The organism is Spirulina subsalsa CS-330, from assembly GCF_028330765.1.
Taxonomy (GTDB): domain Bacteria; phylum Cyanobacteriota; class Cyanobacteriia; order Cyanobacteriales; family Spirulinaceae; genus Spirulina; species Spirulina subsalsa_A.
In genome coordinates, this window is the sequence record NZ_JAQMTY010000060.1 from 1 (window position 1) to 24,154 (window position 24,154).

Here is a 24,154-nt window from a genome sequence, read left to right on the forward strand (position 1 = left end):
CACGGCTAAAGTAAGGCATTAAGTAGGGTGCTGTTAGCGCAGCGTAACGCACCAAGCATGGATATTTCAGCGATCGCAGCCATTGGCATAACTTAAGATGTGCCACGACATTAGTATCACGACACACGTTAATCGGTGGGTTACGGCGGATTGTCGAATACAGGTATAGTCTGAATTTTGGCTGCCTAACCCACCCTACTCTAAGGAATTATTTTAGATATGCCATTACGCTAGGGGTCAATCTTCACGGGCTTCGGGGTCGGCGGTTTTGGGGGCTTTGGGTTTGAGGCTTGACCACACCATGACGATACCAGTGCCAACCATGAATAACAGACCCATGCCGTTGAGAAGCACATAAATAGGCTCTAAAAATTTGCCGAGGTATTCGCCTTCATGAATCACCATCAGAAAATGGACTTGGTCACGGGAGAGGCCAAACCAACTTTTGCCGAGGCGGTAACAAATGCCGCTGATGGCGGTGATCAGAAAGGGAATTAGGATAATCGGGGCAAGGGTACGATGGGCGTTGCGAACAGTCCGTCGAAAAACCATGGGTTATCTGTACAAAAGAATCTTCGTTAATTTAATTTAATGGCATGGAGGTGGGGAGTGTAGGAAACTAGAGGGTAGGACGTATGGGGAATCATTAAACAGTTATGGTGAAGGGTGCGATCGCCGTCCAAGCACGACCCCACTGACACTGTAATCGGGTGGAACAGCCGTAGTAAATCACGCAGCATTTCAATACAAAGGCAGGATTTCACCGTACTGTGGGCAGAATGCCTTACTTCACAATCAAGGGTAGGCAGCACCGCGAAAGACTTTAGAGATCAATAGTCACAGTGTCCATTAGAAAAATACAAATGTATTGTTTTGCGTTTGCTGACTGCCCCTGGGATGCGCACCATGAAACAGACATCATCCTCACAACCACGTTTACCGTCTCCTCTCGCTCCTGCGGATTTGCCAGTGTCGCACTCCTCTGCTCTCATGAGCCGTGGGGTGATGGGGTTATGGTGGCTGGGTGTGGGTGTGACGCTGGTGGGCTGTGGGATGGTCTGGCTGGAGCCAATGCCGCTGCCGGTGCGGGGGGTGGTGAGTTTTAGTGCGATCTTGTGGGTGGGGATGGGGGCGATCGCTCGGCATTGGTGGCAACAATGGACAGAACTCGAACACCATCAACAGATCCGCGATCAATCCCTCCAAACAGTCCAACAGGACTCGCAGGATCTCCGCGCCGAACTCACGGCGGAAGTGACGGCCTATGCGGCATTGCTCCAAGAAGTGCAAGAGCGGGAAATTCAGTTTCGGCGGCAGTATGAAAAGCTCCCGATTCCGGTTTGTACCTGGCGCTATACGGGGGATGATTTTCTGTTTGTCGGGTGTAATGAGGCGGCGATCGCGTTTACCGACGGGGAGGTGCTTAACAATATGGGAAAGCGAGCCACCGAGATCCTCTCGGACTATCTGTTTGTCCATCAGGATTTGGCGGAATGCTTGCTGACGAAAACCCCGACGACGCGATCGTTTCATTTTGCCAGCCTTGATATCCATCTCCAACTCCGCTACCTTTTTATTCCCCCCAATTGGGTGATGGTACTCACGGAAGACATCACGACCCAATACCGCAGCGAAATCCAACTCAAACTCCGTCTCCGCCAACAGTCCACCTTGGCCGAACTGGGTCAACTGGGACTCACGACCCCGAATTTGGCCAGCTTGATGCAGGAGACCGTGCGCCTGGTGTCGCGGACGTTGCGCGTTAAATATTGTGCGATTTTTGAATATTTGGCCAATGGCCATGCCTTGCTGTTGCAAACGGGGGTGGGGTGGAAAAAAAATCTCATTGGTCAACTCACGGTGTCTGCTTCGACCGCGTCGCAATCGGGTTACACCCTGGAACGGGGCGAGCCGGTGATTGTGAAGGATCTACGGGTGGAGTCACGATTTCGGGGAGCGCCGCTGCTCCATAATCATCGGGTGATTAGTAGTGTGTCGGTGGTGATTGATGGGGAAGGGTCGCCCTATGGGGTGTTGGGGATTTATACGGATCGCTTCCGGGAGTTTGATGAGGATGATGCTCAGTTTCTTCAGGCGGTGAGCCATATTTTGACGACGGCGATTAAGCGCGATCGCCAGGCGGAACAATTAAACCTGATGAAGCGGGCGATTGATTCGAGCCAAAACAGCATTGTGATCAGTGATGCGATCGCCCCCGGTCAACCGATTCTCTACGCCAACAGTGGCTTTGAGCAAATTACCGGCTATCAAGCCGATGAGGTGGTCGGTCAAAGTGTTAGCCTTCTCTACGGCAGTGGCACGACACCTAAAACCCTCCAAGCGATTAACCTGGCTCGGTTCCAAGGCCATAGCTTCCACGGCACACTCCGCTACTATCGCAAAGATGGCAAGCCGTTTTGGATGGAATTAAACCTCGCGCCGGTTCACGATCAACACAATGCCCTCACCCATTTCATTGAAGTTCAAACTGATATTACCGAGCGCAAACAATTTGAAGAAACCCTACGCAATGAACGGGATTTACTGAATGGCATTCTCCAAACCAGTATTGCGGCGATTATTGTGCTTAATAAGGAAGGAGAATTAACCTTTGCCAATGAACGGGCGGAGGCGATTCTGGGGTTGGATTCCACCCCCGAAATTCCTGAAACATCCACCCCAGATGGGCGCTGTGCCGATCCCCATGACCGCCCTGGGAATCGGTTGATTATTGAGCGGTATGCGCTGCCGGTGACCCCGATTTTGACAGAGGGGCATCCGGTGTTTGATCTGCACCATACGGTGGTGACGGAGAGGGGCGATCGCCAATATCTCTCGATTAACGGTGCGCCCCTCTGTGATGCCTACGGCAACATTACCGCTGCGGTGCTGTCGATTACCGATATTACGGAACAATACCAGGCGGAAATCGCCCTGCGCCAAAGTGAAGAACAGTTTCGGCTGTTGTTTGAACTCGCCCCGATCGGGATTTTCCTCTGTGGTATGGATGGCCGTTTCCAACAGGTCAATCCGGCACTTTGTGCGGTGCTGGGCTACGGTGCTGAACAGTTACAACAACTGCATCTCAGTGAACTGACTCACCCCGATGATCATGCGGCGGATTTGGCGATTAACCAACAATTGCTCTTAGGGGAAATTGATCAGTTTCAGATCGAGAAACGGTTTATTTCTCAGCAGAATATGGTGGTGCATACGCTGGTGCGGGTGGTGATGGTCTATGACGATGAAGGGCAACCGAGCCATGAGGTGGGGCAGGTGGTGGATATTAGCGATCGCAAATGGGCCGAAGAAGCCCTGCTCGCCAGTGAAAAACGCCTTGAGGGGATTCTCGGCTCCATTGAAGATGTGGTGTGGTCGGCAGAACCCCACACCTTTGCCCCGATTTATTTCAACCCAGCGGCGGCGGTGGTGTTTGGGCGATCGCTCCCCGAACTCTTCTCCACGCCCCGCCTCTGGCTCACCCTGATCCACGGCGAAGACCAAACCCGCTTCACCCAACACCTCCACCTCCTCAACTCCACCGGGGTCGGAGAATGCGAATATCGGATTGTGCGCCCCAACGGTGAACTGCGGTGGCTGCTGTGTCGGAGTCGGCTGGTGTACGACGAGCAGGAGCAACCGGTGCGCATTGATGGCATTAGTAGCGACATCACCGAGCGGCGCATGGCCGAGGCGCAACTGCGGCGCAATGCCTTTTATGACTCCTTGACGGAACTGCCGAACCGGGCGCTATTTATGGATCGGCTCTGGCATACGATCCGGCGGGCGCGACGGCGGGGGGGCTACCTGTTCGCGGTGCTGTTCTTGGATATTGATTCGTTTAAGGTGGTCAATGATAGTTTGGGCCATACGGTGGGGGATGATTTGCTGATTGCGATCGCCCGCCGCCTCGAAGACTATCTACGCCCCAGTGATACCCTCGCCCGGCTTGGGGGGGATGAATTCACGATCTTGCTCGAAGAAATCAGCGATCGCCAAGAAGCCCTCACTATTGCCGATTGCATCCATTCCGCCCTCCGCACCTCCTTCCACATCCAAGGCTACGACGTATTCGCCGAAACCAGCATCGGCATCGCCTTCAGCCAACTCCCCGACACCCCCCAAGACAGCATCCATTACAACTATCCCGAAGACCTGCTGCGGGATGCCGACACCGCCATGTATCGCGCCAAAGCCCTCGGCAAAGGACGCTACGCCGTTTTCCACACCGCCATGCACCAACGCGCCCTTGCCCGCTTGGAATTGGAAACCGACCTGCGTCGCGCCGTCGAACGGCAAGAGTTTGTGGCGTATTATCAACCGATCATGAATCTACATTCCGGCAAAATCAGCGGTTTTGAAGCCTTGATTCGCTGGCAGCATCCCGACAAGGGCCTGGTGTCCCCCATCCACTTCATCCCCATCGCGGAAGAAACGGGGCTGATCATTCCCATGGGTTGGTGGATGCTCCAAGCCGCCACCAGTCAACTCGCCCAATGGCAGCAATACTACCCCGCCGCCAAAAATTTAGTGATGAATGTCAACCTGTCCGGGCGGCAGATGGGAGAACTCGACCTCGTCGATATGATTGACTATATTCTTGAAAAAACGGGGCTGGCGAGCAAGCACCTCAAGCTCGAAATCACCGAAAGTATGCTGATGGACAATGCCACGGAAGCGAAAGAGGTGCTGATGAAGTTGCGATCGCGCCAAATCCTCCTCGGCATTGATGACTTCGGCACGGGCTACTCTTCCTTGAGTTATCTCGATCAATTTCCCGTCAATACCCTCAAAATTGACCGCTCCTTTGTGATGCGGATCAAAGCCGACGGTGAAGACTCCGAAATTGTCCAAGCGATCATCAACCTTGCCCATATCCTCGGCATGGATGTGGTGGCGGAAGGGATCGATGCCCCGATGCAGGTGGCCTATCTCAAACGCTGGGGCTGTGACTTCGGCCAGGGCTATTATTTCGCCCGCCCCATGCCCGCCACCGATGCCGAAACCTTTTTACAGAAAAATCTTTAACCCCCAAGCCAACGTCACCGAGGGCGATCGCCTCTAGAACCCGCCCGCAAGCGATATACGTTAATCGGTGGGTTGCTAGGGAGCGAGACTGAACAGCTAGGGAGCGAGACTAAACAGCTAGGGAGCGAGACGCTCCCACTCCAGTCACATTGAGCGTTGGACATTCAAGATGATCCGAAGATTAAGTCTTGACGCTGCCCTAGGCCGCGAGCAGACTTTTAAATAAACCCAGGCCATCGGTGGCATTCAGGACAGGATCGGCGGCGCGTTCGGGGTGGGGCATCATGCCGAGGATGTTGCCCTGGGGGTTGGTGATGCCGGCGATGTTGCTGGCGGAGCCGTTGGGGTTGGTGGTATCGTCGATCGCGCCCTCGTGATCACAGTAGCGGAAAAGGATTTGGTCGTGGTCGGCGAGGGCTTTGAGGGTGTCGGCATCGGCGTGATAGCGGCCTTCCCCGTGGGCGATGGGGAGGGTGATCACTTGGTCGGGGTCGTATTGGCTCGTCCAGGGGGTGCGATGGGGGGTGATTTTGAGGGGGACGCGATCGCAGATAAAATGCAAATCCCGATTCCGAGTCAGCGCACCGGGCAGCAAGCCCACTTCGGTCAAAATTTGGAAGCCGTTACAGATGCCCAGCACCCATTTACCCTGTTGGGCATGGTTGATGACGCTATTCATCACCGGCGAAAAACGAGCGATCGCGCCACAGCGGAGGTAATCCCCGTAGCTAAACCCCCCCGGCACGATCACCACATCAAGATCACTCAAATCCGTGTCTTGATGCCAAATCATCCGCGTCGGTTGGCCGATTACATCACGAGTGACATAGGCCACATCGCGATCGCAGTTAGAACCCGGAAACACAACAATGCCAAATTTCATGATTTTTGTTTCAACCTACAAAAGCGGAATCGAAAAGAGTGAGGCGGCCTAGTGCAGCGTCAATGCCAAGAATTAGGATGTTTGTAGGGTGCTGTTAGCGAAGCGTAACGCACCGTCACGTTAAGCGTTGGACATTCAAGACAATCTGAATAGTAAGTCTTGACTCTGTACTAGGTTGACGCGAGTTCGTTGAGTTCAAAGCGATAGTTTTCAATCACCGGGTTGGCCAAAAGGCGATCGCACATCTGATCCAATTGGGTTTCAGCGTCCCCTTGATCCGCCGCATCGAGGGCCACTTCAATATATTTACCAATTCGCACCGACTCCACCGCCTCATACCCCAGTTGATGCAGTCCAGAACAGACCGCCACTCCCGCCGGATCAAGCACCGAAGGGCGTAACGTCACATAAATTCGAGCTTGAAAATGAGCCATGGAACTCCCACCAAAACAGCACATCCCCCATTCTATCGGGTACGGGAAGATTCGCTCCGAGCGATTCAGCTTTCTCGTATACTAAAGGGCATCCGAGCAAGCTGAACCGCAGCGCATGAAGACCCGCACCCGTTCCCAAGAAAAAATTCTCTGTCTCCTGAAAACCCTCCACCGCGCCATTTCCGCCCAAGACCTCTATCTTGAACTGCGCCAAACCCAGCAAAACATGGGACTCGCGACGGTATACCGCGCCCTCGAAGGCCTCAAGCTAGATGGCTTGGTGAAAGTGCGCACCCTCACCAATGGCGAATCCCTCTATAGTCCCGTCCAACAGGATCAGCACCATCTCACCTGCCTCAATTGTGGCCGCTCGATTCCCATTGCGGAATGCCCGGTGCATGAACTCGAACACCAATTACAAGCCTCTCATCAGTTCAAGGTGTATTATCACACCCTGGAATTTTTCGGCCTCTGTGCCGACTGTCAGGGGCAGGAGGAAGAAGCGGCGATCGCACCGGTTTAACAGCCTCGCGTGATTCGGTTGCCCGGAACCCATGGAACTGAGACAAACTAGCGATGCCCATCCCCCACGAGTACCGTCAACCGCACGTTAGTGAGGATGGGCGGCGTAATCCGTGGAGAATGTGCGGATCAAGGCCGTGGAGGGTTTTTTCAATGCGGGCTTCCCAGGAATAGGACTGCACCGCGTTCCAGGGGTAGAGTCCTTGGGGAGTCCAGGCGGGTTGGGTCGTCAGGGTTTTGCGGAGTTGAAGGGCGAAGTCTTGGGGGTTGTCGGGTTCGGCCCAAGCGGTGATTAAGGGGGAGGTTTGGAATTCGCGCAGGGGCGGGATGGTGGTGGAGATGATGTTACGCCCGGCGGCGATGTAGTCAAAGAGTTTCATCGGGGAGGTGAAGTTGGCCGCGTTGCCCGTATGGTGGGGATAGACCAGAATATCGGCGGCTTGGAGCAGGGGGGCGAGGCGATCGTGGCTGAGGTAGCCGAGGAGGGAGACGTTGGTGAGGTGGCGGGTTTTGAGTTCGGCTTCGTAATGGGCGATCTGAGGGGAGGGGCCACCGGCCAGGGCGAATTGAACATCGGGAAACTGGGGGGCAATGTCGAGGATGATATCAATGCCTTTGAAGGGTTCGAGAGCACCGGCATAGACAACGAGGGATTGACCGGGGGAGAGGAGGCGATCGCGCCACTCCTGGGCCTGGTCGGGGTGTCGTTCGTAAAAACCCCGGTTAAACCCATTATGAAATTGGCGAATTTTATCCGGGGGCATCCCATTGGCGATTAAATTGTCTCGCACCGGAGTCGCCACGGTCACCGTGGCATGGAGGAGGGGACTCTCGACGATCTCCGGCTCGTAGCGTTTTGTTTCGCAGTGGTCGCGCTCATAGATGGCGGGAATGCCTTGCTGAATCGCGGCTTTGACAAAATTCCAATCGCGACTATGCACCAAGCCCGTCTGCTGGCGCAGATGCAGGGGGAGATGGTATTTACAGACGACGGTGCTGCGGTTGGTGAGTTTGCCAAGGAGGCCGGGGAGGCGATCGCCCCCCCTCGGCACAGCCAACTCTGCCGTTTGTAAGTCGGCTTGCAATTGATAATAGGCCCGCAGATCCGCCGCCGCCGCTTGGGGGTGAAATCCGGCCACCCAACGCCAAAAGCGCCGGGTGGGGCGTGGGTACACCAACACCGCCCGATAACCCAGATTCGCCGCCGCATTGGCAAGATGAACCATCTGCACGAGATACGCCCCCGACATCGGTAGAGTCTCTCGCACGTAGAACAGGTAATAACGCCTCATGACAGCCTAGGACGTTGCAGCAGAATCCGGGTCGGGATCGGGAATTGTGTTTTCACTACTGGGCAATTCCAAACAGTAGCCCGCACCATAAACGGTTTTGATGTAGCAGGGATGCCGGGGGTCAGGTTCAATTTTGGTGCGCAAATGCCGGATATGCACCCGAATCGTCTCAATGTCATCATCGGGATCGTAGCCCCAGACTTCTTTGAGAATTTCGCTCGGTGATACGGTTTGCCCGTGGCGTTGCAGCAGACAGTGAAGCAATTCAAATTCAAGGTGGGTGAGTTTAACGGTTTTGTTAAACCAAATGGCCTCAAACCGTTCCGGAATCAGGGTTAACGGGCCATAGTTGAGAATTTCGGAATGCTTGGCGGCTTGGGGAATGCGATCGGTGCGGCGCAATAAGGCCCGCACTCGCGCCAACATTTCTTCAAGCTCAAAGGGTTTCGTGAGATAGTCATCGGCTCCAGCGTTAAAGCCGCCGACTTTATCTTGGGTTTGATCGAGGGCTGTCAACATCAAAACTGGGATATCGGTGGTGCGAGCATCCCGTCGTAGGCGTTGACAGATGGTAAAGCCATCGACTTTGGGAAGCATCAGGTCAAGCAGGATCAAATCCGGTTGGAGTTGGACTGCGAGGGCCTGGCCTTTGATGCCATCACTGGCTAGATTGACATCATAACCAGCCATCTCCAGATTGATGGAGACGAGTTCTGAGATTGCGGGATCATCATCAATGACCAATATTCGGGGCATGACCTACAGGAATGTCAACACGATTCATTACAGATTGCTACGAACTGTAGCAATAAATGAACGATGTTTTGATTATACGCGCTAATTTTGCATCTTCCCTCGGTGGGGATCGTGATTCGGGGCGAGGATCGGGGGTGGGGGGTGAAGAGGGGTGACGGGGGCGATCGCATCGCGGCGGAGCAATGAGAGGCAGAGTCAGAGCGAGAGGGGATGGGGTTGCTCTGGACGGGGGCGATCGCAGTTGAGGGCGATTGGGGCGGGATCGGCCTCCCTTGCTAAGTTAACAAATGTTGATAATTGGGGCAAGGTGGCGGGCAGCGGTGGGGTTTAACGCGGTTGGGGGGTGCGATCGCGCTGCGCGGTTAAGCGTTCGGCATTGTCCAAAATCACGCCCACCTGTCGATTGAACACCTGCATATAGCGTTGGTCATGGGCATCAAAGCCGGTGTGGAGATAGTCCGGGATGCCGTTGGGGGGGGTGGGTTCCTGCCGGTGGAGGTTGGGGCGAATTTTATTGACGAGTTGCGTCACGGCAATCAGTTCGCCTTGGGGATTCCACACCGGCAGACAGAGGAGGCTACAGGTGCGATAGCCGGTACAGCGATCGATGGTTTTGGCGGTGGCGGATTGGGGGTGATCGTAGAGGTCGTAGGGAATATTGATCGGTAGGGTATGTTGGGCGACCCAGCCCGCGTAGCCTTCGCCGAGTTTGAGACGGAGTTCGCGGGTTGTGCCGTTGATCGAGGTGATTTTTGTCCAGAGTTCTTGGCGATCGCGGTCGAGGAGCCATAGGGTGCTGCGATCGGCATTGAGCAGATCTTGGGCCGCGGTCATGACTTGGTGAATCACGCCGTCAATGGTGAGTTTGCCTTGGGAGACGGAGCGGGTGGCGGCCATGAGGGCGGCGGCGATGCGTTGTTGCTTGGCGGTGCGGTGGTAGGCGCGGAAACTTTCGAGGATCATCCGCATCAGGGGGGTGTTGTCTAAAAAGCGGGTGATGTCGGCGGCGGTGAAGCCGGCGGGGTCAATGCGTTGGGCGAGGGGGGCGGTGCGATCGTGGAAGCGTTGGAGTTTGTTGAGGCATTGGACGACGGCGATCAGGTTGCCTTGTTCGTTGAGTAAGGGAACGGCCACGAGGGTATAGGTGCGATAGTTATTTTTGCGATCCTGGACTTGGGCGATCGCCGACCGGGGATCATCATAAAAATCGTAGGGAATATTCAAAATCTGACGACACCGCGCCGTTTCCCCCACAATGCCCTGATCCGCCGGAATCCGAATTTCTAAATCATTGGTGCCGTCCGCCTCCGCCAAGATTGACCAAAATTCCTGATTTTCTTCATCAAGCAAAAAAATGGTGGTGCGATCGGCATTTAACGCCCGTCCCACCCGCAGCGTAATCGATCGCAAGGTGGTATCGAGAATATCATCAAAGCCATTGCCGTCCATGACTTGATTGAGGAGGTCGAGGGTTTGGCGCACCGCATTGTCGGAACGCGGTTGGGCTTGGCGTTGCACCTGTTCGAGTTGTCGGGCATTGTGGAGAGCGATCCCCACTTGGGTATTAAAAATCTTGAGGTATTGTTGACTGTTGCGATCGAAACTGGCTTGGAAGGCGTAGGGGGCAGCGGGCCAGCTACTCGCGTCGTAGGGTTCCTGCGCTCCGGGGCGGCGTTTATTCACCAATTGAGTCACGCCCAATAATTCCCCGTCGGGACTCCACACCGGCAGGCAGAGGAGGCTACAGGTGCGATAACCGGTCTGTTGGTCGGTTTGCTGGGCGATGATGGAGTCGGGATGGTCGTAGAGGTCGTAGGGAATGTTGAGGGGTTGCCCGGTGGCGGCGACTTGCCCAGCAAAGCCTTGGCTGACGGGGATGCGGATCGTGTGGACGGAACCATCACTAAAGGGAATTTCTGTCCAAAGTTGGTCGTTACGGTCATCAAGGAGCCAAAGGGTGCTGCGATCGGCGTTCATGAGGCGTTTGGCGGCGGCCATGACGCGGCGGATGATGTCTTGGGTGTTGAGGCTGCTGTGGGCGACGGTGCGGGTGGCTTCGGCGATCGCTTCAGAAATATGGAGGCGCTGGGTGAAGCTGTAGCAGTCTTGGCAACGCTTGAGCATCCGATGGAGGGCGGGGGCGGCGGCGTTGAGGCGATCGCGATCGCGTTCGGTAAACCCATTGAGGTCAATGCGTTCTACAAGGGGTAACTCTGGACGGGAGGGGACTTTGAGCTTATTCATCACCTGAATAAAGGCGACAATTTCCCCCGTCTCATCCCGTAACGGCAGCGTCAATTCATTGCGAAACAGCGCCGTTTGGGATTGAACATTGGCCACAATCACCCCCCAATCGTTGGCCGTGGTTCTCGACACATGCACCGCCTTTTTATAGATCATGACGCGCTCTGGTGTGGCAGTCTCGGCAAAAAGTTGAATCTTGGTGCTGTGGCTGACCGTGGTTTGGGTCAAGATCGACCAGAGTTCATCGGTCTCCTGATTCAAAAAAAACAAGTTGACATGATCCGCCGCCAGCATTTCCCCCAGGTTGAGAATTAAAGTTCCCAAAATCGACCCCAACAGATCTTCAAAATCCTGGCCGGTCTGCCCCTTCAAAACGGTGAGTAATTTGTGTTCTTGCTCCAGCACCAGGTTGATAAAATCGGGCTGGAGGGTGGCGATCGCATCCTGTACCCACACCGCCGAAAACACCGCCTGATAAATCCGGTTCGCCACCCGCGCCCGCCCCGACTCGACCCGAATCAACCCCATCGTCTGCAACTCCTGCTGCACCGCGCTCCGCTCCACCGCGTCCCCTTGGCCCGTCACCACGGCCTGATACCCCTGTAAACGCGGCAACAGGTTAGGGCCAGGGGCCAAGAGGCGATCGCAGATCAACCGCAGATGGGGCGGCTCATCGTAGCTTTCCCACGGGTCGAGCAGTTGCGTTGTGATCAACTGCGTCAGCCATGCCCCTTGTCCATCCGCCGGAGGCGCTTGGGGGGCTTGGACAATCAGCGCACAGAGTTTTTGGGTTAAAAACGGTTGTCCCCCCGTCCAGTCCAAAATCAACGCCATCATCGCCTCCGGATCGGGCAGATGCTCCCGCAGCCCCTGCCAGAGGGGTTGAGTGGCGGCCAGGGCAAAGCCACCGGGGGTGAGCCGAGAGCCGCATTGAGTGAGGAGGGCGCGACCGGATCGATCTAACAATTCTGGGGCGAGGGTATCCCCAAACAGGGCCACCCGAATCGTTCCGGACTCCCAGCAGCCCCGCAACACCGCAAAAAAGTCATTAGGACTAAACTGAAGTGTCCCCAAACGCTCCACATCATCAATCAACAGCACGATCGGGGCCTGAAGGGTTGGGAAAATCAGGGTTTCGAGGAGTTCGCTGAATTGCTGTACCGGCGAGAGAAAGGCGCGATCGCGCAACCACGCCCCCAACGACATCTCCACCCCCAACTGCCGCACCAACTGCTGCATGATTCCCCCATACCACTGTTGGGACGTGCTATCCTCACAGCCCATCTTCATCAACTCCAACGCCACACAGGCATAGCCCTCCCGCTGAAGGCGATCCATCACCCGCAATCGCAGGCTCGTTTTGCCCGTCTGACCAGGGGCAAACACCCCACAGCAGCCCTCGCCCGTGAGAGCCATTTCCAACTCATGATCAACGGGGCGGACGACATAGCTGGGAGCATTGGGCTGGAGGGGGCCACCAACCGTGTAGAGATAAGGCGATAGAGGAGAAGACATGGTCATCGGTGATCCAAGCATTCAGTCATGCTTTAGGGTGATCTTGTCAAAGTTTGGCTTGGATTGATACATTCCATGCTACGGTGTCGAGCGGATTGAGGACTGTGCCAGGGATTGCAATCTGTGCTCCATCCGGCTCAACTGCATTATCCCTTGGTCTTTAAATTTGAGGGGATGGTGACCAGGCCCCTAGGTGATCCGGGGGTGGGACGATCTCAGAGCGGGACAGTCCCACCGCTCGGTTGTTTTTGGCTGGATGAGAGAATAAAACGGCTGGCCATTCTGCGGTTCTATTATCGAGGAATTAAGTAAAAATACGGACTGATTTCCGCTGGTTTTTTAGGGGATACTGGAGCAGTTGGGGTGAAATGAGGATCAGCAGACCCTGGGATGGTGCGATCGCGCCATAACCGCTTGCCTTCGGTTTTGTTCTGGGTCAAGGGTCTTGTCTCTGAACCATCCCCCTTGCCCGATCAGAGGCAACTGGTGTCTAAGGTGGATCTCAGGGAACGCATGGTGTTCAAGATGGTTGATCGTGAAATTCAATATTGTCGTCAACAGTTGCGGCGGGGCTATGCCCAAACCTACGAGCAGATTCACCCGGAATATGGTGAGGTGTTGGGCGATGTGGCCACAACGGTGCTGACGGCGATCGCGGCCAGTGATGCAGCATACCATGACGTGGAGCATACGATCCTGGTGACCTTAACGGGCCAAGAAATCCTGCGGGGCAAGCAACAGCAGGATGGTGGCGTGACTCCGGAGGACTGGTTTCACGGCCTCCTCGCCTTGCTCTGCCATGATGTGGGCTATTTAAAAGGGATCTGTCACGGCGATCGCCCCCAATACCACCTCTACACCACGGGCGTGGGTAGCCGCATGGTCACCCTCACCCCAGACCAAACCGACGCGAGCCTCACCCCCTACCATGTGGATCGGGGTCAACGCTTTGTGGCTGAGCAGTTTAGTGATCACGCTTTGATCGATGTGAAGCGTGTCCAAGATGGCATCGAACTGACCCGTTTTCCCGTTCCATCCGGAACTCGTTACGATGACACCCATGGCTATCCGGGGTTAATCCGAGCGGCAGATCTCCTAGGGCAATTGGCAGACCCGCGCTATTTGGATAAACTGCCCGCTCTGTTTCAAGAATTTGCCGAAAATGGCACCAATCAACAATTGGGGTATCAGCATCCGGGGGATTTGCGGGACGGTGTGCCGGGGTTTTTCTGGACGGTGGTTGCGCCCTATATTCAGGATGGGCTGAAGTATCTCTGTGTGACCCAAGGGGGTAAGCAGGTGGTGGCCAATCTCTATGGGAATATTTTTTTAGTAGAGCATGAGTTACACTCGAAGGCAATGCAGCAACAGGCGGAGCACCTCGGCGGGCAGCGATCGCCCTCTACGGCTCTTTCAGCCTAGTCCAGGTTGCTGCCGATGTCGGCCCTCACCCTGAACCCATGGCTCCAGACTTACCACTCCTCGCACTTGATTTTGATGGGGTCATCTGTGATGGGTTACTCGAATATTTTCAAACCACCTGTCGGGCCTATTCCGTTCTCTGGGGGAAAAGCCTCGATTTATCCCCCTGGGAAGCAGAATTTTGTCGCCTCCGCCCGGTGATTGAAAGTGGCTGGGAAATGCCGGTGCTGTTGCGAGCATTGGTGACGGGGGTTTCCGGTGACGCGATCGCTGACCATTGGGCCCCGATTCGCAATGAAATTGTCAAGGCCGAAGAGTGCGATCGTATCCATCTTGCCACCGTCGTCGATCACGTCCGCGACCAATGGATTCAAACGGATCTAGACGGCTGGCTCGCTCTCCACCGCTTCTATCCCGGTGTTCTCGATCGTCTGCGCACCTGGCTCGCCGCCGACACCCCGGAACTGTGGATCATCAGCACCAAAGAAGGCCGCTTCATTGACCAACTCCTCCGGCAACAGGGCCTCAACTTTCCCCGCGCCCATATTTTCGGCAAAGAAGTCAAACGCCCCAAAGCCGACTCCCTACGCCAATTGCTCTTTCAAACCCCCCAAGCCTGGTTTATTGAAGACCGCCTCAGTACCCTAGAAAATATCGCTGACCAACCGGATCTGCGCATCGTTAAACTTTTCCTCGCCGACTGGGGCTACAACACCGCAGCCATGCGAGAGACGGCCCAACACCACGATCGCTTCCGACTCCTCTCCCTCGATCAGTTTCATCAAGACATCTCCCAATGGTGCTAAGAACGGAGCACCGCAGGCTTGGCCGTCACCGTCGCCACCACAGTACAATCACGCCCCCCTTCCTTCGCCGCGTACAACGCCGCATCCGCCGCTTGTAAGAGGTCAAACTCCGTAGCCCCATGGTGTGGAAATTCCGCAATGCCAATGGAAACGGTAATCGACTTCAACAGTTGATCTTGGGATTTGACCCGGAGTTCTTTGACCCGATGCCGGATCATTTCCATCCGTTCGTAGGCGATCGCTCCCCCCAACTTCGGCAAAATCAACACCACCTCTTCCCCCCCATACCGACAGGGCACATCAGACTCTCGCAAATTCTGCTGCAACACCTGACCCAACTCCCGCAACACCACATCCCCCGCATCATGGCCAAAGGTGTCATTAAACTGCTTAAAATGATCCACATCAAGCATCACCACCGTTAAGCACTGCTGATCCTGTTTTGCCTTTTGGAGTTCTTGGTGCAGCGCCTCTTCCATATAGCGGCGATTGTAGAGTCCCATCAACGGATCATGAATGCTCTGGGTTTTCAACGTTTCGCGCAGTTCTAAACTCGCCAGCGCCAACGATAGGTGCTCGGCCACCGTGCGCGCCAATTGTCGTTTGGCCTCATTCAGCGTCTCCGGTTGATCACTATTCAAATACAACAAGCCCAAAATCTCGCCTTGGGCCAACATCGGCAAGCACAAGGTTGCGCGGGATGCTCGGTAGGAGAGGGAAACATGATCACAAAATACGCCATTGCGATCGCCAATCGCCCAGTGGGGTTGACTGCATCGCAATGCCCAACAATACTGCACGGGAAACTGAGTCTGGCTGGTGCTCGGCTCCCCCCAACTCGTCACCTGGATCAGGGATTGCGTGGATGGATCGTGGCGAAACACAGCCCCCCCGCATTGGGGAAACAGAGGCTGTAATAGATCTGCGATCACATCATAGGCTTCGGCCATGCTCCGGCAGACTTGCAGAAAACTGTTCATCTTACCCAGCAACACCATTTCTTGGTGACGGAGTTCGAGTTCGGCGAGTTGCTCAGTGAGTTGGGCGTTAGCTTGTTTGATCGCGTTTTCGGCCTGTTTCCGTTCGGTGATATCTGTGGCAGTGCCGATGATTTGGTGGGGTCGGCCATCGGGGGTACGGCGAAATAATGTATCTCGACTACTGAGCCAATGCCAGTTGCCGTCGGCATGGCGGGCCCGATATTCACATTCCAATACTTCACCATCATCGGCATGATTAAAGGTGCTGACGTGGTGCTGATAGCGGCTGAAGTCTTCGGGATGGATGATGTTACGGAGCAAATTAAACCCCATGGTGGCTAAATCCTGGATGCTATAGCCGAGCATCGCCCCCATTTGATTATTGCTGTAGACATTGCATTGCTCAATCAGGTCGTAGACGTAGAGGATATTGGGGCTGGAGTTGGCGATTTTTTCGATGAAGTGCTGCTGTTCGCGAAGCTGGGCTTCGGTGCGTTTTTCGTCGGTGAGGTCAAGGGAGAAGACCGCTAAGCGCGTCACGGTGTTGTCGCGATCGCAAATGGGATACATCACATTCTCAAAATAGCGGTCTTGGGTCTGGTGAACAAATGCACTGGGCTGGCCCGTGCGGAGTACGGTGTCCATGTGGCGACGGTAGAGTTCAGCCCAGTCGGGGGGAACGTGGGTTGTAAAGTGACTCTGGACAAAGTCTTGGAGCGGCACATCTAGGCGACTGGCGATCGCCTGATTCGCCTGGAGCACCATCCCCTTGGTGTCCAGTAAAAACGCACTTTTTTGGATTGCATTTAACAACGCTCGCAGGGACTCTTCCGCCGCCTCTCGTTCCTGTAATGCCGCCTTTTGCGCACTGATGTCTTCAATCACGCCCACAAAATACTTCGGCACATTGTCGCGATCGCGAATCAAGGAAACCGTTGTTGCTCCCCATAACCACCGGCCATCAGAGCACCGATACCGTTGAGGACGACAGTAGGAAGACTCCATTCCATCCGATAACCGCTGGCTTAAGCGCTGCGTTTCGAGGCGATCCTCCGGGAGCAGCAAATCTTCATAACGTTGGATCAATAACTCAATCCGGTTGTAGCCCAATAGATCACAAAGCTTCTGATTGACGCGGAAAAAATGCCCTTCCAGGGTGAAAATTGCCATTCCCACCCCCGACTGTTCAAAAATCGCGCGAAACCGCTCCTCATTATCTTGCAGAATCGCTTCTGCCTGCTTTCGCTCCGTAATGTCCGTCATCAGACTCACGGCTCCGACATAGTGATCACTGGCATCATAGGCAGGCGTGGTGGAAATAATCACCCAGAGGGCAGAACCATCCCGACATTGGAACCTCAAATCACACTGATCTAATTGCTCTAAACGACTATTTTGTAATTGTTTGTGAGCGATCGCCTTTCCTTCCTCATCCATAAACTCAAAAATTGATCGCCCCAGCACCGCTTCAATGTCATAGCCCAACATTTCCGCCATCCGTTGATTCACAAATAATGTTCGGTTATTCATATCAATGAGCCAGATCCCCTCTGCCGCTGTTTCTACAATGGCTTGATAATGCTGAGTTTTTTCCTGGAATGCCAATTTTGATTTTCTTTGTGCCGCTTTATTGATGAATTGAATCGTCCCCATCTCATCAATGATAATCAGTTCCTCTGGTAATCGGTCAGCGATGATGCGATCGCGCCGATCAGGTAGACCGTCAAACCATCGTTTAGAAACTTCATTGCTGTACCTATACCATCCCCAAACGATCAAAAATAACACCACACTAGCCAAAGACAAGCCACTAAAAATCCACACCCTATGGATTGGCATCCATGGAACCAAATTAGTAATTAAAAAAAGAGACCCTTGTTTTTTGATCGGAATGTAATCCAACCACGACAAAATGAGCCAAAAACAATAATTCATGGTGTCAAAAAAAGTATAATAACCTTGAAGATTCAAGACTTAAAAAAGGTTATCTTTTTGGACGACTAACACCCTATTTATAGCTGTGTATTTATGGATTGATTGATGTTTAATGGCAGACTATACAATGCCAATACTCCCAAGGGACAGAGTGACCATACTCTACGCGACTATCTACCGGATGCAATGCAGCTACACCCCACCACCCTATTGTCCACTGTTTTCATCTCATCCGATGAAATTAGTTGTGACTCGTAACATTTTCAATCAATACGGAGCCAGTCTAAAGCGATTGCAATGCGATCGCTCACCCTCTCACCTGGTGCTTGCCCTAGGTTCTCAGCGTCATTGAAGATCAGGTATTTTGCATTTTTTTACATTTTTTTGATTTAAAAAATTCAAGATGAGAAAATCGGTTTGAATGACGAGCGAGGCCCATTCAAACCGATTTCCAGTCACGTTCTATTCACTAGGCCTTGACTTGAAAACGCCGCAATCGTAGGGCATTGAGTACCACGGAAACAGAACTCATGGCCATCGCTGCCCCGGCCACCATGGGGCTGAGGAGCCAACCGGTGAGGGGATAGAGTGCCCCAGCGGCAATGGGAATGCTGACCACATTATAGATAAAGGCAAAAAAGAGGTTGCTGCGGATGTTGCGGAGGGTGGCGTGGCTGAGTTGAATGGCGGTGATGATGCCTTGCAGATCGCCGGAGATGAGGGTGATATCAGAGGCGGCCATGGCGACATCGGTTCCGGTGCCGATCGCAATCCCCACATCGGCTTGGGCGAGGGCGGGCGCGTCGTTGATGCCATCGCCCACCATGGCGACGATCGCCGCCGATTTCCGGCTGGATTTTTCCTGTTGGAGTTGCTGGATGATTTTGGCTTTTTGGTCGGGGCGTACTTGGGCAAAGCTGCGATCAATGCCCACTTCAGCGGCGATCGCTTCGGCGGTTTTTTGGTTGTCGCCGGTGAGGAGGACAACCTGTAATCCCATGCGCTTGAGGCGTTTTACCACTTGGGCCGAGGAGGGTTTGAGGGCATCGGCGATCGCAACAATGGCGAGAATCTCCTGATCCTGGGCGACCCAAACAACGGTTTTGGCCGCTTGTTCCCAACGGTGGGCGAGGTCAGCGAGGGGTTGGCCGTTGAGTTGGGGGCGATCGCAGTCTAGGCCTAAGTCAGTCAACCAGCGCCCCGTGCCGATCCGCAGGGTTTGGCCGTTGATCTGACCCATCACGCCACAGCCTGCGATCGCGTCAAACTCCGTCACCGCTGGTAAATCCCCCGCCCCTTGACGCTGGGCATAGTCCACCACCGCCGCCGCGAGGGGATGTTCTGATTGGGCTTCCACCGCCGCCATCTGGGCCAACAGACGCAGTTCCTGCCCCTCTGCCGTGCCCTTGACGGTGGCGTAGTTCGTCACCGAGGGCTGACCGGCGGTTAATGTTCCGGTTTTATCGAGCACAATCGTGCGGACGTGGTGCGCCAGTTCTAAACTATCCGCCCCTTTGATCAGAATTCCCAACTCTGCCCCTTTGCCCGTGCCCACCATCACCGAGGTCGGAGTCGCCAGACCAAGGGCGCAGGGGCAGGCAATCACCAAGACCCCAACGGTGGTAATCAACGCCAGGGATAGATTCCCTGTCAGGCCATACCAGAGGCCGAAGGTGAGCAGGGCAATCCCCAACACCACCGGCACAAACCATCCCGTCACCTGATCCGCTAGTTGTTGAATCGGGGCTTTGGAGCCTTGGGCCTGCTGCACCAGTTGGACAATTTGCGCCAGTACCGTTTCATCGCCCACCCGCTGCGCTTCAAATTGAAAACTGCCGGTTTTATTGATCGTTGCGCCGATCACTTCATCGCCGGGGTGTTTTTCCACGGGTAAACTTTCCCCGGTAACCATGGCTTCATCAACGGTGGATTTTCCCTGAGTTACCACACCATCAACGGGGATTTTCTCCCCTGGCCGCACGAGGACAATATCGCCCACTTCCACGGCGGCGATCGCAATATCCCGCGCTTCCCCATCCCGAATCACCCGCGCCGTTTTCGCCTGCAATCCCATCAATTTCCGAATCGCGGCGGAGGTTTTCCCCTTGGCGCGGTGTTCGAGGGCGCGACCGAGCAAAATCAGGGTAATCACCACGGCGGCGGTTTCGTAATAGACATCGGGCGTTAACCCTTGGGCGGTAAACCATTGGGGTGCGATCGTCGGAAACAGCGAATACCCATAGGCTGCCCCTGTGCCCAACGCCACTAAGGTATTCATGTCCGCTCGACCCTGGCGCAACGCCGTCCACGCTCCCTTAAAGAAAGACTGTCCCACCCAGACCATCACAGGAGTCGTGAGGATCAACTGGAACCAAGGATGATGCAGCCACATCGGCCAAAAGGGCAGGTGTAGCCCTGTCATCATCGGCAATCCTCCCACCATTAAAATCCCACTCACCACCCCTCCGAGGATCAGCTTGCGTCGGAGTTGTTGGGCCTGCTCGGCTTGGGCTGCATCCATCGCCTCGGAGGATTGCCGGGATGAATTGAGGGGGGTTGCATCATAGCCCGCTCGCTGTACGGCAGCTTGGATCTGCTCTAGGCCGGTGGTGTCGGGATTGTAATGCACGCGGGCCAGTTCCGCGCCAAAATTGACGGTGCAATCGCTCACCCCCTCAACGTTAGAGATGACCCGTTCAATGGCGCGGGCGCAGGCTGCGCAACTCATGCCATTGAGGTGAAGAGTGTGCTGTTTCATGGTGCTGGTGATCTGGATTTTTTTAAGCCTAAACTCTCCAGTGCGCTAGAGAGTCAAGGGGGGAGGGTCAGTATCTTGCCCCCTCCCGTAGAATGGAGAGTGATTTTTGTTTCTTGCACCAGCCATGACGCTGAAAGCTGTTTTCTTTGATTTCAATGGCACGATTATTAATGATGAGGCAATCCATGGGGAGTTGATTCAACAGATTTTGCTGGCGGAAAATTTGCGGCCGGATCTTGTGGATTATCAACGGTTTTGCTTGGGACGCAGCGATCGCACCTGTCTGCGGGATTTACTGCGGCAACGGGGGCGGGTGGTGTCCGATGACTATTTGCAACAGTTAATGACCCAGAAGGCGCAGGGGTATTGCGATCGCCTCGCCGCCCTCGATACTTTGCCCCTCTATCCGGGCGTTGAAACGTTTATTAAAAAACTCCACAGTATAGATTTAGTCTTGGGGTTGGTGACGGAAACAGACCGGGCAGCGGTGGATCTGGTGTTGACGCGATCGCAGCTTGCCCAATATTTCAGCATCATCGTCACTGAGGACGATTGCGCCACGAGTAAACCCGACCCCGCCGGCTATTATCTGGCCGTGGAACGCGCTCAACAGCAATACCCCCAACTCCAGATCGAACCCCAGCGTTGTCTCGCCATTGAAGACAGTCTCGTGGGCATTACGGCGGCTAAGGCGGCGGGTATCCAGGTGGTGGGCATTGCCCATACTTACCCGTTTCACATGTTGCAGCGTCAAGCCAACTGGACGGTGGATAAATTCACCGAGTTGGAACTAGAGCGGGTGGAAAGGGTGGTTGCCCAACAGGATGCGGCCGTTTCGGTTTGAAGATTGAGGGTGAGAATGGTATGATCATTCACCGACGGGGGGTTAGCTCAGTTGGTAGAGCGCTGCGATCGCACCGCAGAGGTCAGGGGTTCGACTCCCCTATCCTCCATTCATTCAGCCCAGAGCCAGGGAAGCCAGGCAGGGAAAATGGTACAATCAAGAGTCCAAGTTATCCCTTCCCTAAACGTTGCATGACCTCGGTTTCTGAGCGCTTCCAAACCCTGAAAGAAAATAATCAATGCGCCTTAATTCCCTTCATTACGGCGGGTGATCCGGATTTAGAAACCACGGCCCAGGCCTTAAGGGTGCTTGATGCGGCCGGTGCAGATTTGATTGAATTGGGTGTGCCCTATTCTGACCCCCTCGCCGATGGGCCGACGATTCAAGCGGCGGCGACGCGGGCATTACAACGGGGCGTGACGCTGCAAAAGGTGCTAGATATGGTGCGATCGCTCCATGCTGAACTCACCGCCCCGATCATTCTCTTCACCTACTACAACCCGATCTATTTTCGGGGTGTGGATGTGTTCATGGCGCAGATTGCCGAGGCGGGGGTGAAAGGGCTGGTGATCCCAGATTTACCCCTTGAAGAATCCACCGCAGTCCTCGAAAGTGCCACCGCCCACGGCATTGAAGTGATCCTCCTCGTGGCCCCCACCAGCCCCACGGAACGCATTGATGCGATCGCCCAAAAATCCCAAGGCTTCATCTACCTCGTCAGCGTCACCGGCGTTACCGGCGCTCGCACTGAAATCGCCTCTCGCGTCCAAGACCTCCTCCCCCAACTGCAAAAGAGCACCCAAAAGCCCGTCGGCGTTGGCTTCGGTGTCTCTCAACCGGAACACGCCAAGCAGTTAAAAGACTGGGGCGCGAATGCGGTGATTGTGGGCAGTGCCGTCGTGAAGCGTTTGGCCGAAGGGACTCCAGCGGAAGGACTCGCCGCGATCGATACCTTTTGCCGCAGTTTGAAAGCGGCGTTAGCATAGAGTCACGACACAGCTAAAATAGTCGTTTAGCGTAGGGTGGGTTAGGCGGCTTAAACTCTCGCTATCACTGCAATTCAGCGATCCGCCGTAACCCACCAATCAATCTGTGCCACGACAGTAGGGTGGGTTAGGCGGCTTAAACTCTCGCTATCACTGCAATTCAGCGATCCGCCGTAACCCACCAATCAATCTGTGCCACGACAGTGGGGTGGGTTAGGCGGCTTAAACTCGCGCTATCATTGCAATTCAGCGATCCGCCGTAACCCACCAATCAATCTGTGCCACGACAGTGGGGTGGGTTAGGCGGCTTAAACTCGCGCTATCACTGCAATTCAGCGATCCGCCATAACCCACCAATCAATCTGTGCCATGACAGTGGGGCGATCGCCAGTAGCCCACAACCGCCAAGTCAACCATACGCCCAAAAACGGAGAGGGTGGGATTCGAACCCACGGTAGCTCACGCTACACTCGATTTCAAGTCGAGCGCATTCGACCACTCTGCCACCTCTCCAAGGTGTTTAATATCATAGCAAGCCTTGGACGGTTTGCGGAGTGGGGTAGAGGGGTTCTTGGTGGTGAATCTGCGCCTGTTCATCGACCCAGACGAGATGCGCGGCGGTGACTTGGCCCGCCGTGAGGGTGACGAGGGAAAAATTACGCTGTTGTTCATGGCCGGTGTTGATGATGCGGGGCACACGGGCCGCGTTGAGGTAAAGGGTTTCGGCTGCGGTTTGGGTGATGTCGCGGAGGCGATCGCGTCGATGCCGGAGGGTGTGGTGCATGTGGCCAAAGGTCACGAGGGGGATTGGTTTGCCCTGGGCGCGGGCGAATGCGATCGCTTCAGCCAAATCCGGATCACCAAAATCACTGCCAATCGGCTTCCAATCCCGGCCACAGATCGATTCTGCTTGATTGCCTAGCCCCGTTGGGCCATTGTGGGCGAGAAAAATAATTCGGTCACATTGGGCCCGCTCCACCGCTGCACAGATCGCCCGACTCGATGCTGCGAACCCATCAATCCCATACCGCTCCTGATAAAACTCCGGATTCAGCCAGTGATCCCCGCCCCAGCTAAAGGGCCGCCCCCCCACCACCGACAGATTCAACGCCGGAAAATCCCGCACCCCATAGCCCACATGGGCATCCCCCAACAGCGTCAACTGCTCCTGCACCCGATCTTCAAGGGCGTGATTATAGGGGGCTTTTTTTCGTCCCCAGGCTGACGCAGTATACCAAGCATCATGATTGCCGAGAATGACCGCATAGGGCACGGACAATTCACTCACACAGCGCACGACATCCACCGCCTCATTACCAAAATCCCCCACAAACAACACCAAATCCACCCCCAGCGCCACCACGGCCGCATTATCCGCCGCTGACCATTGATCATGCACATCACCAACGATCGCAAGCTTCAGGGGAGTGGAGGGGATCATGGCTCAATACGGTAGAAGGACAGATCCATATTTTACTGTGGCTGCTCCCTGAAGTTTGAACGGATACAGGGGAAGCCGGAGGGGCGCGGGCGCTGTCTCTCCTGTTCAGAGCACCAAAAATCAGCGATCGCGACCTGGTTGACTGACAAAATTAGCCAGATCCCGGAAAGCCCTCACCCTAGCCCTCTCCCCTAGGGCTACTGCTTATACATAACGTTCAAATGTTGGCCTCGTCTGCGTTTGATCCCCCTAAAACCCCCTTAAAAAGGGGGACTTTTTTTCGTTCCCCCCTTTTTAAGGGGGGCTAG

15 protein-coding genes and 2 tRNA genes are annotated in these 24,154 nt (G+C 54.9%); 7 read left to right on the top strand and 10 right to left on the bottom strand.

Features of this window, described 5'->3' with window-relative positions; all coding sequences use genetic code 11:
* Positions 1–237: 237 nt before the first annotated feature.
* Positions 238–552 carry a PepSY domain-containing protein gene (locus PN477_RS04005; RefSeq protein WP_272121400.1) on the bottom strand — a complete coding sequence of 105 codons (315 nt, stop codon included), beginning with the start codon at positions 550–552 and terminating at the stop codon, positions 238–240.
* A 453-nt stretch (positions 553–1,005) separates the two neighbouring features.
* Here PN477_RS04005 and PN477_RS04010 point away from each other — a divergent pair, with 453 nt between their 5' ends.
* Positions 1,006–5,028, top strand: a complete 4,023-nt coding sequence (locus PN477_RS04010) for an EAL domain-containing protein (protein WP_272121403.1) — start codon at positions 1,006–1,008, stop codon at positions 5,026–5,028.
* A gap of 199 nt (positions 5,029–5,227) precedes the next feature.
* Here the strand turns inward: PN477_RS04010 and purQ are convergent, their stop codons facing one another.
* Both purQ and purS read right to left on the bottom strand, forming a co-directional pair.
* Positions 5,228–5,911 carry a phosphoribosylformylglycinamidine synthase subunit PurQ gene (purQ, locus tag PN477_RS04015; protein ID WP_272121405.1) on the bottom strand — a complete coding sequence of 228 codons (684 nt, stop codon included), beginning with the start codon at positions 5,909–5,911 and terminating at the stop codon, positions 5,228–5,230.
* Between the two features lie 170 nt (positions 5,912–6,081).
* The gene (purS, locus tag PN477_RS04020; protein WP_272121407.1) at positions 6,082–6,345 is read right to left on the bottom strand and encodes a phosphoribosylformylglycinamidine synthase subunit PurS; all 264 of its coding nucleotides are present in this window, start codon (positions 6,343–6,345) and stop codon (positions 6,082–6,084) included.
* A gap of 115 nt (positions 6,346–6,460) precedes the next feature.
* On the opposite strand from purS, the gene PN477_RS04025 reads away from it, so the two are divergent.
* Entirely contained in the window at positions 6,461–6,868 is a 408-nt protein-coding gene (locus tag PN477_RS04025) for a Fur family transcriptional regulator (protein ID WP_272121409.1), read from the top strand.
* 76 nt (positions 6,869–6,944) lie between these two features.
* Here the strand turns inward: PN477_RS04025 and PN477_RS04030 are convergent, their stop codons facing one another.
* The 3 genes from PN477_RS04030 to PN477_RS04040 form a co-directional block, all read right to left on the bottom strand.
* The gene (locus tag PN477_RS04030; protein WP_272121411.1) at positions 6,945–8,159 is read right to left on the bottom strand and encodes a glycosyltransferase; all 1,215 of its coding nucleotides are present in this window, start codon (positions 8,157–8,159) and stop codon (positions 6,945–6,947) included.
* Positions 8,160–8,165: 6 nt separating this feature from the next.
* Positions 8,166–8,915 carry a response regulator transcription factor gene (locus PN477_RS04035; RefSeq protein ID WP_072622293.1) on the bottom strand — a complete coding sequence of 250 codons (750 nt, stop codon included), beginning with the start codon at positions 8,913–8,915 and terminating at the stop codon, positions 8,166–8,168.
* A gap of 327 nt (positions 8,916–9,242) precedes the next feature.
* Entirely contained in the window at positions 9,243–12,674 is a 3,432-nt protein-coding gene (locus PN477_RS04040; protein WP_272121413.1) for a GAF domain-containing protein, read from the bottom strand.
* Between the two features lie 525 nt (positions 12,675–13,199).
* Here PN477_RS04040 and PN477_RS04045 point away from each other — a divergent pair.
* Both PN477_RS04045 and PN477_RS04050 read left to right on the top strand, forming a co-directional pair.
* The gene (locus PN477_RS04045; protein WP_272121415.1) at positions 13,200–14,096 is read left to right on the top strand and encodes an Npun_R2479 family HD domain-containing metalloprotein; all 897 of its coding nucleotides are present in this window, start codon (positions 13,200–13,202) and stop codon (positions 14,094–14,096) included.
* 38 nt (positions 14,097–14,134) lie between these two features.
* The gene (locus PN477_RS04050) at positions 14,135–14,902 is read left to right on the top strand and encodes an HAD family hydrolase (RefSeq protein ID WP_272121417.1); all 768 of its coding nucleotides are present in this window, start codon (positions 14,135–14,137) and stop codon (positions 14,900–14,902) included.
* Here the strand turns inward: PN477_RS04050 and PN477_RS04055 are convergent.
* Together PN477_RS04055 and PN477_RS04060 are read right to left on the bottom strand one after the other, a co-directional pair.
* The gene (locus PN477_RS04055) at positions 14,899–17,721 is read right to left on the bottom strand and encodes a sensor domain-containing diguanylate cyclase (RefSeq protein WP_272121419.1); all 2,823 of its coding nucleotides are present in this window, start codon (positions 17,719–17,721) and stop codon (positions 14,899–14,901) included. The two genes, PN477_RS04050 and PN477_RS04055, sit on opposite strands and share 4 nt — an antisense overlap.
* 565 nt (positions 17,722–18,286) lie before the next feature.
* A complete protein-coding gene (locus PN477_RS04060; protein WP_272121422.1) occupies positions 18,287–20,575 on the bottom strand; it encodes a heavy metal translocating P-type ATPase in 2,289 nt (762 codons plus the stop codon).
* Positions 20,576–20,699: 124 nt separating this feature from the next.
* Here PN477_RS04060 and PN477_RS04065 point away from each other — a divergent pair, with 124 nt between their 5' ends.
* The 3 genes from PN477_RS04065 (at position 20,700) to trpA (ending at position 22,405) form a co-directional block, all read left to right on the top strand.
* A complete protein-coding gene (locus tag PN477_RS04065) occupies positions 20,700–21,419 on the top strand; it encodes an HAD family hydrolase (protein WP_272121425.1) in 720 nt (239 codons plus the stop codon).
* 36 nt (positions 21,420–21,455) lie between these two features.
* Positions 21,456–21,528 (top strand) — tRNA-Ala (locus PN477_RS04070).
* 82 nt (positions 21,529–21,610) lie between these two features.
* A complete protein-coding gene (gene trpA / locus PN477_RS04075; protein WP_272121426.1) occupies positions 21,611–22,405 on the top strand; it encodes a tryptophan synthase subunit alpha in 795 nt (264 codons plus the stop codon).
* 428 nt (positions 22,406–22,833) lie between these two features.
* On the opposite strand, the gene PN477_RS04080 is transcribed toward trpA, so the two are convergent.
* Positions 22,834–22,918: transfer RNA gene (locus tag PN477_RS04080), tRNA-Ser, on the bottom strand.
* 13 nt (positions 22,919–22,931) lie between these two features.
* Positions 22,932–23,846 (bottom strand): TIGR04168 family protein, encoded by a 915-nt coding sequence (locus PN477_RS04085; RefSeq protein WP_272121428.1) that lies wholly within the window; start codon positions 23,844–23,846, stop codon positions 22,932–22,934.
* Positions 23,847–24,154: the final 308 nt, after the last annotated feature.

Coding starts and splice junctions, on each gene's coding strand:
- PN477_RS04005 (WP_272121400.1), bottom strand. CDS start 552: ATGGTTTTTCGACGGACTGTTCGCAACGCCCATCGTACCCTTGCCCCG.
- PN477_RS04010 (WP_272121403.1), top strand. CDS start 1,006: ATGGGGTTATGGTGGCTGGGTGTGGGTGTGACGCTGGTGGGCTGTGGG.
- purQ (WP_272121405.1), bottom strand. CDS start 5,911: ATGAAATTTGGCATTGTTGTGTTTCCGGGTTCTAACTGCGATCGCGAT.
- purS (WP_272121407.1), bottom strand. CDS start 6,345: ATGGCTCATTTTCAAGCTCGAATTTATGTGACGTTACGCCCTTCGGTG.
- PN477_RS04025 (WP_272121409.1), top strand. CDS start 6,461: ATGAAGACCCGCACCCGTTCCCAAGAAAAAATTCTCTGTCTCCTGAAA.
- PN477_RS04030 (WP_272121411.1), bottom strand. CDS start 8,159: ATGAGGCGTTATTACCTGTTCTACGTGCGAGAGACTCTACCGATGTCG.
- PN477_RS04035 (WP_072622293.1), bottom strand. CDS start 8,915: ATGCCCCGAATATTGGTCATTGATGATGATCCCGCAATCTCAGAACTC.
- PN477_RS04040 (WP_272121413.1), bottom strand. CDS start 12,674: ATGTCTTCTCCTCTATCGCCTTATCTCTACACGGTTGGTGGCCCCCTC.
- PN477_RS04045 (WP_272121415.1), top strand. CDS start 13,200: ATGGTTGATCGTGAAATTCAATATTGTCGTCAACAGTTGCGGCGGGGC.
- PN477_RS04050 (WP_272121417.1), top strand. CDS start 14,135: ATGGCTCCAGACTTACCACTCCTCGCACTTGATTTTGATGGGGTCATC.
- PN477_RS04055 (WP_272121419.1), bottom strand. CDS start 17,721: ATGCCAATCCATAGGGTGTGGATTTTTAGTGGCTTGTCTTTGGCTAGT.
- PN477_RS04060 (WP_272121422.1), bottom strand. CDS start 20,575: ATGAAACAGCACACTCTTCACCTCAATGGCATGAGTTGCGCAGCCTGC.
- PN477_RS04065 (WP_272121425.1), top strand. CDS start 20,700: ATGACGCTGAAAGCTGTTTTCTTTGATTTCAATGGCACGATTATTAAT.
- trpA (WP_272121426.1), top strand. CDS start 21,611: ATGACCTCGGTTTCTGAGCGCTTCCAAACCCTGAAAGAAAATAATCAA.
- PN477_RS04085 (WP_272121428.1), bottom strand. CDS start 23,846: ATGATCCCCTCCACTCCCCTGAAGCTTGCGATCGTTGGTGATGTGCAT.